Raw genomic sequence first — 14,398 nt, forward strand, 5'->3', positions numbered from 1 at the left:
CGGAAGGAGACCAGGATGGTCAAGCAGTCCATCTTCGGACGCATCTCGCAGCTCATGCGAGCGAACATCAACGCCCTCATCGACCAGGCCGAGGATCCGCAGGTCATGCTCGACCAGATGGTCCGCGACTACACGAACTCGATCGCCGACGCCGAGGCCGCGATCGCCGAGACCATCGGCAACCTGCGGTTGCTCGAGGACGACCACCGTGAGGACGTCGAGGCCGCGCGCGAGTGGGGCGACAAGGCGCTCGCCGCGAGCCGGAAGGCCGACGAGCTGCGCACCGGCGGCGACACCGCCGACGCCGACAAGTTCGACAACCTCGCCAAGGTGGCCCTCAGCCGCCAGATCTCGTCCGAGAGCGAAGCGCGGGCCGCCGAGCCGCAGATCGCCGCGCAGACCGAGGTCGTCGACAAGCTCAAGAGCGGCCTGAACGGCATGAAGCAGAAGCTCGTCGAACTGCAGAACAAGCGCAGCGAGCTCATCGCACGCGCGAAGACCGCTCAGGCTCAGCAGCAGGTGCACGAGGCCGTCAAGTCGATCGACATCCTCGACCCGACCAGCGAGATCGGGCGCTTCGAGGACAAGATCCGGCGCGAAGAGGCCAAGGCCCGCGGCCAGGCCGAGATCGCCGCCTCGAGCCTCGATGCCCAGTTCAACGAGCTCGACGACCTCGGCGAGCTCACCGAGGTCGAGGCCCGGCTCGCGGCCATCAAGGCGGGCGGTTCGCCGTCGGCCTCGCAGGGCCAGATCTCCGGTTCCTGACCCTCGGTGCGGATGTCGCGGGCCGACGCCGCGGCATCCGCACCGTCGCACGTCCCGGTTCCGGCGAAGGAGCGATCGTGGCGCGCGCCTCCGACCTCACGCCCGACGAGGCGGCTTCGCTGCTCGGCGTGCCCCGCGACGCCGACCTGTCCGAGGTCGAACGCGCGTACCGGCGATTGGCTCGCGAGCTCCATCCCGACCGCTACGCGGGCCGACCGGTCGACGAGGCGGCCGCGGCCGCGGCCCGGTTCGTGGAGGTCGGTCGGGCGCACGAGGTGCTCGTCGCCGCCGCGGCCGACCGGGCCGCGAGCTCCGACGCGGCGACCGGGGAGCCGCTCCCCCGAGAGGCCGGAACGCCTCCTCCACGGCCGCTCCCCCGGTTCAGCTGGTGGCTGTTCGCCACCTGGGCGCTCGTGCTCGTGGTCGGGGCGGCACTCTCGACCGCGACGGGACCCATCCTCGTCCCGCTCGACCTCTGGGGCCGGCTCGGGCTCCTCGTCGCCTTCGCCCTGGCGACGGCCCTCACGCGCCGGCGATGGGTCTGGTGGGGAACCCTCGTGCTGCTCGTGCTGAGCGGCATCACCGTCATCGCCTCGACGACGGTCGCAGGTCTGCTCGGGCTGGGGTTGATGGGCGTCGCGAGCGTCGGGCTCGCCGTGCAGGCCGGGCTGGTCCGGTTCCCCGACCAGTAGTGCCGGAGCAGCGCCCGGGAACATACTGGGAGGCATGCCGGCCACCTTCCTCGTCGTCCCCGAGTGGCAGGGCTCCGTCTCCGCGCGCGCCATGAGCCACGCCGACGGCGCCCTCGCGATCCACGGCGACCTGCCCTCCTCCGCGACCGTGCTCGTCGACGTGCCCGTCGAGGCGGGCGACGCGCTCGGCACCGGCGTGCACCGGTACAGCGCGGTGCGCTGGGTACGCGAGCGCACCGCCGAGGCACTCGGCGCCGCGCCGGGTGTCCCCGTGGCGATCGGGGGCGATTGCGGGATCGCGCTCGCCCCGGTCGCCGCCTCCGCGGCGGCGCATCCCGGCGGCCTCGCGGTGCTCTGGCTCGATGCGCACCCCGACCTGAACACGCCCGAGACGAGCCCGTCCGGCGCGTTCAACGGCATGGTCCTCCGCGCGATCACGGGCGAGGGCGCCGAGGGACTCGCGCTCGAGGGCGACGAGCGCGTTCCGGCCTCGCGCATCGTGCTGGGCGGGGTGCGCGCGGTCGATCCCGGCGAGCAGGCGTTCATCGACGCCGAGCGGATGACGGTCCTCGCCGTCGACGCGTTCGGCGATCCCGACGCGGTCGTCGCCGCCATCACGGCGACGGGTGCCACCCACGTGTACGTCCACGTCGACCTGGACGTGCTCGACCCGGCCGCGATCGCCGGACTCTCGTACCCCCTGCCCTTCGGAGCACAGCCGGACACGCTGGTGGCGCTCGTGCGCGCGGTGGTCGGGGTGGTCCCGCTCGCGGGCGCGTCGATCGCGGGCTTCGCGCCGTCATCGCCCGATGCGGCCATCGACGACCTGCCGACCATCCTGCGGCTGGTCGGTGCGCTGACCTCTGGCGCAGCCTGAGGCGGCGCGCCGCCTCGCCGGCATGGCCCAGCCGCGCGGCGCTCCCTAGGCTGGTCGGGTGCCGGGCGACGACCGGCGCCGGGAGGGAGCCGAGATGGTCCGCTGGTTCGACGTCGTGGTGCTCGGAGCCGGGCCGGTGGGCGAGAACGTCGCCGACCGCGCGCGCGCCGCGGGTCTCGAGGTCGCGATCGTCGAGCACGAGCTCGTCGGCGGCGAGTGCTCGTACTGGGCGTGCGTGCCGTCGAAGACGCTGCTGCGCAGCGGTTCGGCGCTGCGGGCGGCTCGGCGGGTGCCCGGCGCGGCCGAAGCGGTGACCGGAGAGCTCGACGTGGCCGCGACCCTCGCTCGACGCAACTGGTTCGTGTCGGACTGGAGCGACCAGGGCGGGCAGGACTGGCTCGCGAGCGCGGGGATCGAGCTCGTGCGCGGGCACGGGCGCCTCGACGGCGAACGTCGCGTCGTCGTGACCCCGCCGGGCGGTGGCGAGGACGTGGTGATCGAGGCCCGCCACGCCGTCGCCGTGTGCACCGGATCCGATCCCGTCGTGCCCGACATACCCGGGCTCGCCGAGGCGCGCCCCTGGTTGAGCCGCGACGCCACGAGCGCGCAGTCGGTGCCCCGGCGGCTCGCGGTGATCGGCGGGGGCGTCGTGGCGGCCGAGATGGGCACCGTGTTCGCGACCCTCGGGGCCGAGGTGACCGTCCTCGTGCGGAGCACGATGCTCCGCAGCATGGAGGAGTTCGCGGGCGAGGCCGTCGTCGCGGGCCTGCGGGCGCTCGGGGCGACGGTGCGGCTCGGCGTCGCGCCGCGACGGGTCGAGCGGACGGACGACGGCGAGGTGCGGATCGAGCTCGACGACGGCTCCATCATCGTGGCCGACGAGGTGCTCGTCGCCAACGGCCGTCGTGCGCGGACGGACGGGATCGGGGTGGAGGTGGTCGGGCTCGAACCCGGCGAGTTCATCGAGGTCGACGAGACGCTCGCCGTGGCATCCGCCGCGCCCGCCGAGGGTGCGCCCTGGCTCTACGCGGTCGGCGACGTGACCGGACGCGCGCTCTTCACGCACCAGGGCAAGTACCAGGCGCGCGCGGCCGGCGACGTCATCGCCGCGCGCACCCTCGGCCGACCTGTCGACGACGCCCGCTACGGCGTGCATGCCGCGACGGCCGACCACACCGCGGTGCCGAACATCGTGTTCGCCGACCCCGAGGTCGCCGCGGTCGGGCTCACCGCGGCGGCGGCCGAGGAGTCCGGCGTCGCCGTGCGAACCGCGGACGTGCCGTTCTCGAGCGTGAGCGGCGCCGGCATCCTCGCCGATGGCTACGAAGGTCGGGCGAGGCTGGTGATCGACGACGAACGGGACGTGGTGATCGGCGCCACGTTCGTGGGCCAGGGCGTCGCCGAGCTGGTGCAGCAGGCGACGATCGCGATCGTCGGCGAGGTTCCCGTGGCCCGGCTCTGGCACGCGGTGCCGGGCTTCCCCACGCTGAGCGAGGTCTGGCTGCGCCTGCTCGAGGCCGATGGACGTCCCGAGGCGGTCGCATGAGCCGGGTGGTCCGGATCCGGCTCACCGATTCCCGCATCAGCCGCGCGGGCTACTGGTGGGCGACGGCGGTCGGATTCACCTGGGGATTCCTGTGGAGCCGTGGCCCGATCGAGGTGCGGCAGGGGCTCGTGGTCTTCCGCGGGATGCCGAGGTGGACGTTCGGGCGCGGAGGTTCGTGCGTCGGCGGCTGCTACCTGACCGACCGCAACGACTCCGACGCGGTCCTCGGCCACGAGGCCGTCCACAAGGCGCAGTGGCGCACCTACGGCGCCCTCTTCCCGATCCTCTACTGGATGTCGGGGCTCGACCCCCTGCGCAACCGGTTCGAGATCGAGGCGGGGCTCGAGGCCGGCGGCTACCTACGACGACGGCCCGGACGCAGTGCGCGTCCGGGCCGTCGCGCGGCATCCGACTGAGGATGCCCGCTCAGGGCGTCACTGCTGGACGGCGCCCGCGATGGCCTCGACGAGGGTCGGAAGGCCGCCCTCCCAGTCGAAGCTGAGCGCGGTCGGCGGCGAGACCGACGAGACCGTCACGGGGTCGTACACCTGCGCGACCCGTCCGGCCGCGACGGCGGGGATGGCCTGCAGTTCGGGCTTGGCGAGGAAGGCTTCGGCCTCCTCCTTCGTGTTGTGGTAGCTCACGATGACATCGGCCTCGAGCCGGTCGAGCTGCTCGTAGCTCAGCTCGTAGAAGAAGCCGCCGTCGCTCGTGTCGAGCTCGGACACGCTCGGAGCGACTTCGAGGCCGAGCTCGGTGAGGACCTCGATCCGCGAATCGGCGGCGGTGTAGACGTAGACGAAGCCGTCGCCGTCCCAGACTCCCGCGAAGGTCGTGCCCGCGAACTCGGGGTGCTCGGCCGCCTGCTCGGCCAGGCCGTCGGTGATGCCCTGCAGCACTCCCTCCCCGTCGTCGGCACGCCCGAGCGCCTCGGCCGTGATCCGGATGGTCTGGTCCCACGGGGTGGTCCACGGCGCCTCGGGGTACGCCACGACGGGCGCGATCTCCGAGAGCGTGTCGTACTGCTCCTCGGTCAGCCCGGAGTACGGAGCGAGGATGAGGTCGGGCTCGGCCTCGATGAACTGCTCGTACGGCACCGTGGCACCGCCCTCGGGATCGCTGATGAGCGTCGGGAGTTCCTCGCCGGCCTCCTCGTACGCCGCCTCCACCCACGGGAGGTAGTTGCCGGCACCGACGGTCCACACCTGCTCGGCGATGGCGACGGGGTACACCCCGACGGCGACGGCGGCCTCGGTCGCGCCCCAGCCCCAGGTCGCGACGCGCTCCGGGGCGTCCTCGATCACGGTCTCGCCGAACGCGTGATCGACCGTCACTGGGAATCCCTCGGCCGCGCCGGCGGCGGACGTGTCCTCAGCCGAGTCGGACGACGGACCGGCGCAGGCCGACAGGGCGAGGGCGGCGACAGCGGCGCCGGCCACGGTGATGAGGGAACGTCGAAGACGCACAGGTGCTCCTTGGCTTGGAAGGAAGGAAGGAATAGGTAAGCCTATCCTAAGCAAGCGGTCCAACCAGTCACGCCGCGTCACGCGGCATGGAAGCGCCCGATCGGCACGACCATCGGCCCGCCTGACACCGGGTCGGGGATCACGCGAGCCTCCAGGCCGAACGCGCCGCGCACCGTCTCGGTCGTCAGCACGTCGTCGGGCCCGCCCTCGGCGACGATCCGTCCGGCCGACATGACCACGAGGTGGTCGGCGTAGCGAGCAGCGAGGTTGAGCTCGTGGAGCACCATCACGACGGTCGTGCCGCGCTCGCGGTTGAGGTGGGTCAGCAGGTCGAGCAGCTCGAGCTGGTGCGTGACGTCGAGGAAGGTCGTCGGCTCGTCGAGCAGCACGAGGTCGGTCTGCTGGGCGAGGACCATCGCGATCCACACTCGCTGGCGCTGGCCGCCCGAGAGCTCCTCGATCGGGCGGTCCGCGAGGTCGGCCACGCCCGTGGCGGCCAGCGCCTCGGCGACCACCTCGTCGTCGTCGCTGGAGTGCCGGCCGAACCATCCCTGGTGCGGGTATCGCCCGCGCCCGACGAGGTCCGCCACGCGGACGCCGTCGGGTGCGCTCGACGACTGCGGCAGCACGCCGATGCGCCGCGCGACGTCGCGGCGCGGCATCCGCCCCACGTCCTGACCGTCGAGCGTGACCCGTCCGGCCTCGAGCGGATGCAGGCGTGCGAGGCCGCGCAGCAGGGTCGACTTGCCGCACGCATTCGGACCGACGATCGCGGTGATGCGGCCGGGCGGGATGACGAGGTCGAGCCCGTCGATGACGCGACGCCCGTCGTAGCCGAGGCTCACGCCCTGGGCGGCGAGCCGCACGACGCCACGGGGCGCGGGAACGTTCGGGGAGCTCATGCACGGGTCCTCTCGGTGCGGGCGAGCAGCCACAGCAGGTACGGGGCGCCGATGACGCCGGTCACCACGCCCAGCGGCGCCGTGAAATCGGGGATGGCGAACTGGCCCACGACGTCGGCCGCGAGCGTGAGCGCCGCGCCGACCGCACCGGCAGCGGCCACCGACGCGCCACCGCCGCCGGCGAGCCGTCGCGCGATGGCCGGAGCGATCAGCGCGACGAAGGCGACCGGACCCGCGACCGACGTGGCCATCGCCACGAGCGCGACGGCGATGACCAGCAGCACGACCCGAGCGGCATCCGCCCGGATCCCGAGCGCGACCGCGTGCTCGTCGCCGAGCACGAGCGCTCGCAGCGGCCGGGTCGCGAAGGCGAGGGCGACGGCGCACGCCACAGTGCCGACCACCAGCGCCGTGAGTTCGTCGCCCCGGACGTCGGCGACGCTGCCGACCGTCCAGTGCAATGCCGTCTGCGCCTCGCGGACGTCCGAACGCGCGAGCAGCCAGGCCACCGTCGAACCGCACAGGTACGCCATTCCGACGCCCACGAGCACGAACCGCACGCCGTGCAGCCCGCGGCGCCACGCGGCGAGCCAGATCACGAACGCCACGAGGAGCCCGCCGCCGAACGCGGCGCCCGCGACCAATGCGCCGCCCGCGCCGAGCACCAGGATGGCCCACACCGCGCCCAGGCTCGCTCCCGTCGAGACGCCCAGGATGTCGGGGCTCGCGAGCGGGTTCCGCAGGGTCGCCTGGAACACCGCGCCCGCGAGCGCGAACGCCACCCCGACGAACACCGCGGCGAGGATCCGGGGCAGGCGGAGGTCCAGCACGACGAACCGGTCGAGGCGATCGCCTCCGCCGAGCAGCACCGCGAGGACGCGATCGGGGCTCACGCCCGCGGCGCCGAAGGAGAGCGCGGTGAAGCCGAGGGCGACGACCACGGCGATCCCGATGCCCGCGACCGCCGAGTGCCGTCGGCGGGACGACCTGCGGACCTCCGCGACCTCGACGACGGCCGTCACAGCCCGGCCACCCGTCGGCTCCGGGCGATCGCGATGAGCACCGGCGCGCCGAGGAATGCGGCCACCACGCCGGCCTCGAGTTCGGCGTTCGGGACGACCAGTCGCCCGATGACGTCGGCGGCGAGCAGCATGATGGGCCCGAGCACCACCGCGGCGGCCGTCATCCACCGGTAATCGCTGCCCACGAGCCGGCGGGCGAGATGCGGCACGACGAGCCCGACGAGGGCGATCGGCCCGGCGAGCGCGACGGCCGTGCCGCACAGCAGCACGATGGCGACGCCCGAGACGGCCCGCGTCACGCCCACGCGCTGGCCGAGCGCGGTGGCGACGTCGTCGCCGAGCGCGAGGAGGTTGAGGCGGTGCGCGAGGCCCGCGGCGAGTGCGATGCCGACCACGAGGAACGGCCAGAGCGCCGCGACGGTCGAGAGGTCGCGACCCGTCAGGGACCCGACGGCCCAGAAGCGGTACTGATTGAACGCCTCGGTGTCGCGCAGGAGCACGAGCGCGATCAGCGGGGTGAGCAATGCCGTGAGCGCCGCTCCGACGAGCGCGAGCCGCACGGGCTGCGCGCCGCCGATCGCGAACACGACGACCGCCGCCGCGGCGGCTCCGGCGAACGCGAACCAGATATACCCGAGCGGCGAGCCCACGCCGAGCAGCGAGATGCAGAGCACGACCGCGAGCGAGGCGCCGGCATTCACGCCGAGCAAGCCGGGATCGGCGATGGGGTTGCGGGTGACGCCCTGGATCAGGGTGCCGGCGAGACCCAGTGCGACGCCGGCGGCGATGCCGAGGATGGTGCGCGGGACCCGGAGCTGCATGATCACCGCCTGATCGGGGTCGGCCGGGTCGGGTGCGACGAGGGCCTGCCATACGTCCGTCGGCTCGACCAGGCGCACGCCGAGCGCGAGGCTGGCGGTGACGACGGCCACGAGGGCGAGGGCGGCGATCGCGAGGACCGCGACGGCCCGCCGCGCACGAGGCCGATCGGCGGGCCGGTCCCGAACGGACGTGCGTGGCGGCGTCGCGGTGACCACGGTGGTCGCCGCGGTCACGAGAGCTCGGCGCGGCCCCGCCGCCAGTAGCCCATGAACGCCACCTGGCGTCGGTCGAGCCCGGCCTCGCGGACCAGGAAGCGGCGGAGCGCGGTGATGACGGATGCCTCGCCCGCGAGCCACGCGTAGCAGTCGCCGTCGAGGCTCGTGCCCTCCGGCACGTCCCAGAGGATGCCGTCGGCGTCGGCCGCGGCCTCGAGCTCGGCGAGCGTGCGACGTGCGATCTCGGCCTGCGCGCTCGCGGGGTCGGCGCAGTCGCGCAGCCAGCACGTTCGCGCGACCCAGTCGCGCACCGCCGGCACGAGGCGTTCGCCCTGGGACTGCTCGGTCGCGCGCGGCAGCCAGCGCACCTCGACGCCGGCGGGGGCCCGCAGTTCGAGCACGTCGGCAACGGAGGGCACCTCGATGATGGCCGCACCGGTCGCATCGACGGGCAGCGACTCGACGATGGCGCAGATGGCGGGTGCCGCCGTCTCGTCACCGGCGAGCAGGACCGTGTCGACGGCGCCGGGACGCCAGTCGATGCCGATCGTGCGACCCTCGCTGAGCTCGTCGGGCCCGATCAGGACGGCCTCGTCGCCGGTCCGGGCACGCGTCGCCCACGCGGAGCCCGGGCCGGTGTCGCCGTGGGCCACGAAGTCGATGTCGACCTCGCGCAGTTCGGGACGCACCGCGCGGATGGTGTAGGTGCGGAACGGGTTCCGTCGCTCGACGGGAAGCTCGCGCCAGGCCGCGTACCAGTCCTCGCCCTTCGGGAAGTCGACGAATCCGGCACCCGGGAGGGGCAGCACGACTTTCACTCGCTGGTCGAGGCCCGCCGTGCCGAAGCCGGCCAGGTCGTCGCCGCCGAACGTCACGCGCGTGAAGTGCGGCGTGAGCTGCCGAACGCGCGACACGGTCGCGCGGAACGATCGGTACGCGGGGCGCGGGCGTGCGGCGACGTCGGTCGCGTCGAGTGAGGTAAGCATTACCTAAGTCTTGCACACCGCCCCGGACGGCCGGAACGACCCGACTCGGAGGGTCACCGCGGTGCGGCGGGCCATCCGACCCGCGGGGGCCGCCTCACCAGGTCGGTGGGCGCCGCCGGCCGCGCCGCGCCGCGCGCTCGAGCTGCGCGGCGATCGCGAACAGCGTCGACTCGCCCCCGGGACGGCCGATGAGCTGCACGGCCATCGGCAGGCCGGACTCGGTGTCGTGCACCGGCAGGACGAGTGCGGGCAGTCCTGCGACGTTGACGAACGACGTGTACGGCGTGAAGCGCACCTGCTGGGCGAAGTTCTCCTCGCCGTCCTCGGCGTCGTACCAGCCGACCGGACGCGGTGTGAGGGCGAGCGCAGGCGTGAGCACCGCGTCGTACGGCGCGAAGCGGGCGATCGTGCGTCGCTCGAATTGCACGAGCCAGGCGAGCGCCGCGGCGAGGTCGCCCGCCGACCGCTCGCGCCCGCGCGCCATGAGCCAGCGCGTGAGCGGCTCGAGGAGGTGACGTCGCTCGGCGGGCACGTCGATCGTCGCCGCGCCCGCCTGCCAGATCGTGCGGAAGGCGTCGGGATAGTCGGGTTCGGGCGCCGGCGGGACCTCGTCGACGCCGTGTCCGAGGCGATCGAGCAGGACGATGCCGGCGTCGAGGGCGTCGCGCGCTTCGGGGTCGAGCCGGATGTCGGTGAACGTGTCCCAGGGCGTGTCGCGCAGCACGCCCACCTGGAACCGCCCTTCACCGCGGATCGCCGCCCCGAGGAAGGGGCCGTCGTTGCCGGGTGCCCGCACCGCGAACGGATGGCTCGGCGGGTACCCGTGCGGCGCGATCATGCCGTCGAGCAGGAGCGCCGCGTCGGCGACGGTGCGCGCGATGGGCCCGACGACGCCGAGGCCGGCGAGGCGGTCCAGTCCCGACCCCGAGGGCACGCGCCCGCGGGACGGCTTGACGCCGACGAGCCCGCAGGAGGCCGCGGGAATGCGGATCGATCCGCCGCCGTCGTTGCCGGGTGCGAACGGCAGCAGGCCGGCCGCGACGGCCGCCGCCGCCCCGCCGCTCGAGCCGCCGGCTCCGAGCTCGAGGTTCCACGGGTTGCGCGCCGGTCGCCCCGCGAGCGGCTCGGTGTACGACGGCAGGCCGTATTCGGGTGTCGCCGTCTTGCCGAGGCTGACGGCGCCCGCGGCGTCGAGCGCCGCCACCAGGTCGTCGGAGGCGTCGGGCACCTCGCCGGCGTGCGCGCGCGAGCCGAACGCGGTCGGCACGCCGGCCCGGGGATGCAGGTCCTTGTCGGCGAGCGGCATGCCCCAGAGCGGCGCCGCCGTCGGCACGTCGCGTTCGACCGCACGGGCGCGCTCGAGCGCCGCGTCGGCGGTCACGTGCGCGAACGCGCCGACGACGGCGTCGAGCCGCCCGACGCGTTCGAGGTAGTGCGCCGTCGCCTCGACGGGCGAGACCTCGCGTCGCTGCAGCAGCTGGTGGAGTTCGAGGGCGGAGTACTCGTGCAGGGCGTCGACCACGCGTCGAGCCTATGCCCCGGCCACGTCGCTACTTCAGCGTCTTCTGCAGCAGGATCGTGCCGAGCCAGCGGTCGAACTTGAACCCGACGCGGCCCATGCGGCCGATCTCCTTGAACCCGAAATTCTCGTGCAGGGCGATCGAGGCGTCAGCGCCCTGGTCGGCGATGACCGCCAGCATCTCCTTGAGCCCCGCGGCCTTCGACGCGTCGATGAGCGCTCCGAGCAGGGCGCGGCCGAGCCCCTTGCCGGATGCAGCGGGGCCCAGGTAGATCGAGTCCTCCACGGTGTACCGGTAGGCGCGCTTCGGCTTCCACGGCGCCACCAGCGCGTACCCCAGCAGCTGTCCGGAGGGCGACTCGGCCACGAGGAACGGAAGCCCGAGCTGCTGCAGCTGCGCGAACTTGTGCTTCCACTCACGCAGCGTCATCGCGTCCTCGTCGAAGGTCACCGTGGAGTTGGCCACGTAGTAGTTGTAGATCTCGCGCACGGCCGGGAGGTCGGCGGGACGCGCCGCCCTGATCTCGTACGAGAAGGGCGACTCGCCCGGCTGCGGCGCGCGAAGGTGCCGCGGCAGCACGCGCCGCTGCTGGTATTCCTCCTCGAGCATTCCGCCATGCTACGCGCGTGACATTGCGGGCGGATGTCGCGGCCGCGCCTCAGTCGGGGATCGACCAGTCGACGGGCTCGCCGCCCTGCGCCGCGAGCAGCTCGTTCGCGCGGCTGAACGGCTTCGACCCGAAGAACCCGCGCGACGCCGAGAGCGGACTCGGATGCACCGACTCGACGCGCGGCACGTCCGCCAGGAGGGGTCGCAGCGACTGGGCGTCGCGTCCCCAGAGGATCGCCACGAGCGGCCCGCCGCGGGCCACGAGCGTGCGGATGGCGTGGTCGGTGACGCGCTCCCACCCGGCCCCGCGGTGCGAGCCCGGATCGCCCGGCCGCACGGTGAGCACGCGGTTGAGCAGCATGACGCCGCTGCGGTTCCAGGCGCCGAGGTCGCCGTGCGCCGGCGCACGCACGCCGACGTCGTCGGCGAGCTCGCGGTAGATGTTCGCGAGGCTCCGGGGCAGCGGGCGGACATGGCGCTCGACCGCGAAGGACAGGCCGATGGGATGGCCCGGCGTCGGATACGGATCCTGCCCGACGATCAGCACCCGCACGTCGTCGACCGGCTGCTGGAACGCGCGCAGCACGCGGTCGCCCGCGGGCAGGTAGGGCCGTCCGTCGGCGACCTCGGTGCGGAGGAACTCGCCCATGCGCGCGATGTCCGGGCCGACGGGCGCGAGCGCGGCGGCCCACGACGGATCGATGAGACCCGACTCGGCGAGTTCGGGCAGCGTGCGCGCCATCAGCCCGCGAGGCTCCGGACCGACACGCCGTCCGCGGCCGCGGTCACGCTCCAGACGGTCCCGCCCCCGGCGACGCGGAGACCGGCGGTACCGATCGAGAACAGCGTGTCCTCGTCGATCGCGATGCCGCCGTCGACGAGGCCGGCCTCCGTCGCCGCGATGAGCCGCGTGAGCGTGCCCCACTGCGCGGCATGGCAGTCCACCGTGAGGTCGATGAGCCCGATCCCCGCCTCGGCCGTGACGTCGTCGAGGTCCTCCGCGGCCTCCTCCGCCACGACCGGGACGCCGCCGATGCGCCATCCGCCGAGCAGCGCGGTGTCGGAGGCGATGGCGGCGCCGGCCGAGTAGCCGAGGTAGGGCAGGCCGGATGCCACGAGTCGGCGCAACTCGCCCGCGATCGGCTCCACGGCGCGGCGGTACGCGGGCGTGAGGCCGCCGCCGATGAGCACGCCGTGCGCTCCGGCGAGTGCGGACGGCTCGAACGAGCCGTGCTCGTCCACGGCCGTGACGGCGACATCCGCCTCGGCGACGGACTCGAGCGTGGCACGCCAGCGCGGCACCTGCTCGGCGGCCTCGGCGCCCCCGCCGACGAGCAGGACCGCCACCCTCGGGCGGTCGACGCCGTCGCGTGCCGCCGCCTCGGCGGCCTCGGCGAGGAACGGGCCGTAGACGGATGCGGCGTGCTCGGGTCGCCATCCGCCGCCCACGAGGTGCACGCTCATCGCGCGGACGTCCCCGCCTCGACGGGCGGCAGCGACGACCACGGGAACACGATCCAGTCGTCGGTCTCGCGGTAGGCGAAGTCGGGCACCAGCACGGTGCGCGGCTTGACGTAGAGCGTCGCCGTGCGGACCTCGGCCCCGGCCTCGGCGAGGAGATCGACGACCTTGGCGAGCGTGCGGCCGGAATCGGAGACGTCGTCGATGAGCAGCACGGACTTGCCCGCCACGGCGGGCACGTCGAGCATCGGCGGATGGAGGATGGGCTCGGGCAGCCGCTCGTCGACGCCCGTGTAGAACTCGACGTTGATCGAACCGCACTGCTTCGTGCCCAGGGCGTACGAGATCGCGCCGGCCAGCAGCAGCCCCCCGCGCGCGATCGCGATCACGACGTCGGGGCGGAAGCCGGAGTCCAGGACCTCGGCGGCGAGACCGCGTGCTGCCGACGAGAAGTCGTCCCAGGTCAGGATCTCGCGGCGGATCCCGTCCGCACCGCTCGCGGCGTCGTTCGCATCGAAGCTCATTCCGCCAAGGCTAGTTGTACTTCCCCGGCAGGTTGTGAACGCGGTCTGATGGGGTCTGGCCGCCGATGCCGGTGTGGGGTCGGTGGTGATTGTAGTGATGGAGCCAGGTGTCGTATGTTGCGGCCCTGGCTTCATCGCTGTCATAGACGGCGGCGTATGCCCATTCGGTGGCGAGCGTGCGGTTGAATCTCTCCACCTTCCCGTTGGTCTGCGGCCGATAGGCGCGGGTGCGACGATGCTTCACCCGGTCGCCGAGCGCGACCGCGAAGACGCCTGACCGGTAGCAGGAACCGTTGTCGGTCATCACCGCGGTAACCGTGATACCCGCCTCGGCGAAGAAGGCGTTCGCACGACGCCAGAAGCCAGCGGCAGTCTCCTTGCGTTCGTCGCCGAGGATCTCGGAGTACGCCAACCGGGAGTGGTCGTCCACGGCATGGTGCAGGAACGCATACCCACGACCACCGCGACCGTGACCGTTATTGTTCTTCTTTCCAATCTGCTTGCCGAGCATGCGCCATCCGCCGCCGTCGGGGATGCGGCCCAGTTTCTTGATGTCGACGTGGACCAGCTCGCCGGGAGCTGCGGCCTCGTAGCGGATCGGCTTCGGCTTGCGCACCGGCAGGCCCGTCGCCCGGTCGACGTGAGCCAGCGTCGGCATCCTGTACCGCGTCAGCACTCGGCCCACCGTCGACCGAGGGATGCGCAAGTGGTAGCCGATACGGTGTGGACCCCACTGGCGTGTGAACCGCAAAGCGATGATCCGCCGTTCCATTCGCTGCGGCAACCGCGTCGGCGACGACAGGGGGCGTGAACTGCGATCGACCAGCGTCAGTCCTGCTCGGTAGCGGCGAGCCCACCGGAACGCAGTTGCCGGCGAGCACTGGACTCGCTCGGCAGCGCGTCGGACGGACCAACCCTCCTCCACGATCAAGACGGCAAGACGTCGACGCCCTTCCGGTGTCAAAGGCGCGTTAGCGTGAGTCACGAAGAC

16 protein-coding genes are annotated in these 14,398 nt (G+C 73.2%); 5 read left to right on the plus strand and 11 right to left on the minus strand.

What is annotated here, in order from left to right:
• Nucleotides 1–15: 15 nt before the first annotated feature.
• The 5 genes from BLT99_RS08405 to BLT99_RS08425 all read left to right on the plus strand — a co-directional run bounded on the left by BLT99_RS08405 (nt 16) and on the right by BLT99_RS08425 (nt 4,296).
• On the plus strand, nt 16–765 hold the full coding sequence (locus BLT99_RS08405; RefSeq protein WP_092670946.1) for a PspA/IM30 family protein: 750 nt from the start codon (nt 16–18) through the stop codon (nt 763–765).
• A 77-nt stretch (nt 766–842) separates the two neighbouring features.
• Complete coding sequence (locus BLT99_RS08410; RefSeq protein WP_229724756.1) at nt 843–1,457, plus strand: J domain-containing protein; 615 nt, start codon at nt 843–845, stop codon at nt 1,455–1,457.
• 34 nt (nt 1,458–1,491) lie between these two features.
• The gene (locus BLT99_RS08415; protein WP_092670948.1) at nt 1,492–2,334 is read left to right on the plus strand and encodes an arginase family protein; all 843 of its coding nucleotides are present in this window, start codon (nt 1,492–1,494) and stop codon (nt 2,332–2,334) included.
• Between the two features lie 94 nt (nt 2,335–2,428).
• Nucleotides 2,429–3,880: a dihydrolipoyl dehydrogenase family protein gene (locus tag BLT99_RS08420; protein ID WP_092675894.1), complete on the plus strand. Its 1,452-nt coding sequence runs from the start codon at nt 2,429–2,431 to the stop codon at nt 3,878–3,880.
• Nucleotides 3,877–4,296: a Fe-S oxidoreductase gene (locus BLT99_RS08425; protein ID WP_092670951.1), complete on the plus strand. Its 420-nt coding sequence runs from the start codon at nt 3,877–3,879 to the stop codon at nt 4,294–4,296. The genes BLT99_RS08420 and BLT99_RS08425 overlap by 4 nt, the downstream gene beginning before the upstream one ends.
• Before the next feature lie 18 nt (nt 4,297–4,314).
• Here the strand turns inward: BLT99_RS08425 and BLT99_RS08430 are convergent, their stop codons facing one another.
• The 11 genes from BLT99_RS08430 to BLT99_RS08480 all read right to left on the minus strand — a co-directional run bounded on the left by BLT99_RS08430 (nt 4,315) and on the right by BLT99_RS08480 (nt 14,392).
• Entirely contained in the window at nt 4,315–5,346 is a 1,032-nt protein-coding gene (locus BLT99_RS08430; RefSeq protein ID WP_092670954.1) for an iron-siderophore ABC transporter substrate-binding protein, read from the minus strand.
• Nucleotides 5,347–5,423: 77 nt separating this feature from the next.
• Nucleotides 5,424–6,248: an ABC transporter ATP-binding protein gene (locus tag BLT99_RS08435; protein WP_092670957.1), complete on the minus strand. Its 825-nt coding sequence runs from the start codon at nt 6,246–6,248 to the stop codon at nt 5,424–5,426.
• Nucleotides 6,245–7,270 carry a FecCD family ABC transporter permease gene (locus BLT99_RS08440; RefSeq protein ID WP_092670960.1) on the minus strand — a complete coding sequence of 342 codons (1,026 nt, stop codon included), beginning with the start codon at nt 7,268–7,270 and terminating at the stop codon, nt 6,245–6,247. Before BLT99_RS08440 ends, BLT99_RS08435 begins: the two co-directional genes overlap by 4 nt.
• Nucleotides 7,267–8,325: a FecCD family ABC transporter permease gene (locus BLT99_RS08445; protein WP_229724755.1), complete on the minus strand. Its 1,059-nt coding sequence runs from the start codon at nt 8,323–8,325 to the stop codon at nt 7,267–7,269. The genes BLT99_RS08440 and BLT99_RS08445 overlap by 4 nt, the downstream gene beginning before the upstream one ends.
• The gene (locus tag BLT99_RS08450; protein WP_092670964.1) at nt 8,322–9,293 is read right to left on the minus strand and encodes a siderophore-interacting protein; all 972 of its coding nucleotides are present in this window, start codon (nt 9,291–9,293) and stop codon (nt 8,322–8,324) included. Before BLT99_RS08450 ends, BLT99_RS08445 begins: the two co-directional genes overlap by 4 nt.
• Before the next feature lie 94 nt (nt 9,294–9,387).
• Nucleotides 9,388–10,815 (minus strand): amidase, encoded by a 1,428-nt coding sequence (locus BLT99_RS08455; RefSeq protein ID WP_092670967.1) that lies wholly within the window; start codon nt 10,813–10,815, stop codon nt 9,388–9,390.
• A gap of 28 nt (nt 10,816–10,843) precedes the next feature.
• Nucleotides 10,844–11,422, minus strand: a complete 579-nt coding sequence (locus tag BLT99_RS08460) for a GNAT family N-acetyltransferase (RefSeq protein ID WP_092670970.1) — start codon at nt 11,420–11,422, stop codon at nt 10,844–10,846.
• 49 nt (nt 11,423–11,471) lie between these two features.
• Nucleotides 11,472–12,164 carry a uracil-DNA glycosylase gene (locus BLT99_RS08465; protein WP_092670973.1) on the minus strand — a complete coding sequence of 231 codons (693 nt, stop codon included), beginning with the start codon at nt 12,162–12,164 and terminating at the stop codon, nt 11,472–11,474.
• Nucleotides 12,164–12,886: a type 1 glutamine amidotransferase family protein gene (locus BLT99_RS08470; RefSeq protein ID WP_092675900.1), complete on the minus strand. Its 723-nt coding sequence runs from the start codon at nt 12,884–12,886 to the stop codon at nt 12,164–12,166. Before BLT99_RS08470 ends, BLT99_RS08465 begins: the two co-directional genes overlap by 1 nt.
• On the minus strand, nt 12,883–13,407 hold the full coding sequence (locus BLT99_RS08475; protein ID WP_092670976.1) for a phosphoribosyltransferase: 525 nt from the start codon (nt 13,405–13,407) through the stop codon (nt 12,883–12,885). The genes BLT99_RS08470 and BLT99_RS08475 overlap by 4 nt, the downstream gene beginning before the upstream one ends.
• A 10-nt stretch (nt 13,408–13,417) precedes the next feature.
• Nucleotides 13,418–14,392 carry an IS481 family transposase gene (locus tag BLT99_RS08480; protein ID WP_092675905.1) on the minus strand — a complete coding sequence of 325 codons (975 nt, stop codon included), beginning with the start codon at nt 14,390–14,392 and terminating at the stop codon, nt 13,418–13,420.
• Nucleotides 14,393–14,398 lie beyond the last annotated feature (6 nt).

Origin of the sequence: Agromyces flavus (assembly GCF_900104685.1) — a bacterium.
Classification (GTDB): domain Bacteria; phylum Actinomycetota; class Actinomycetes; order Actinomycetales; family Microbacteriaceae; genus Agromyces; species Agromyces flavus.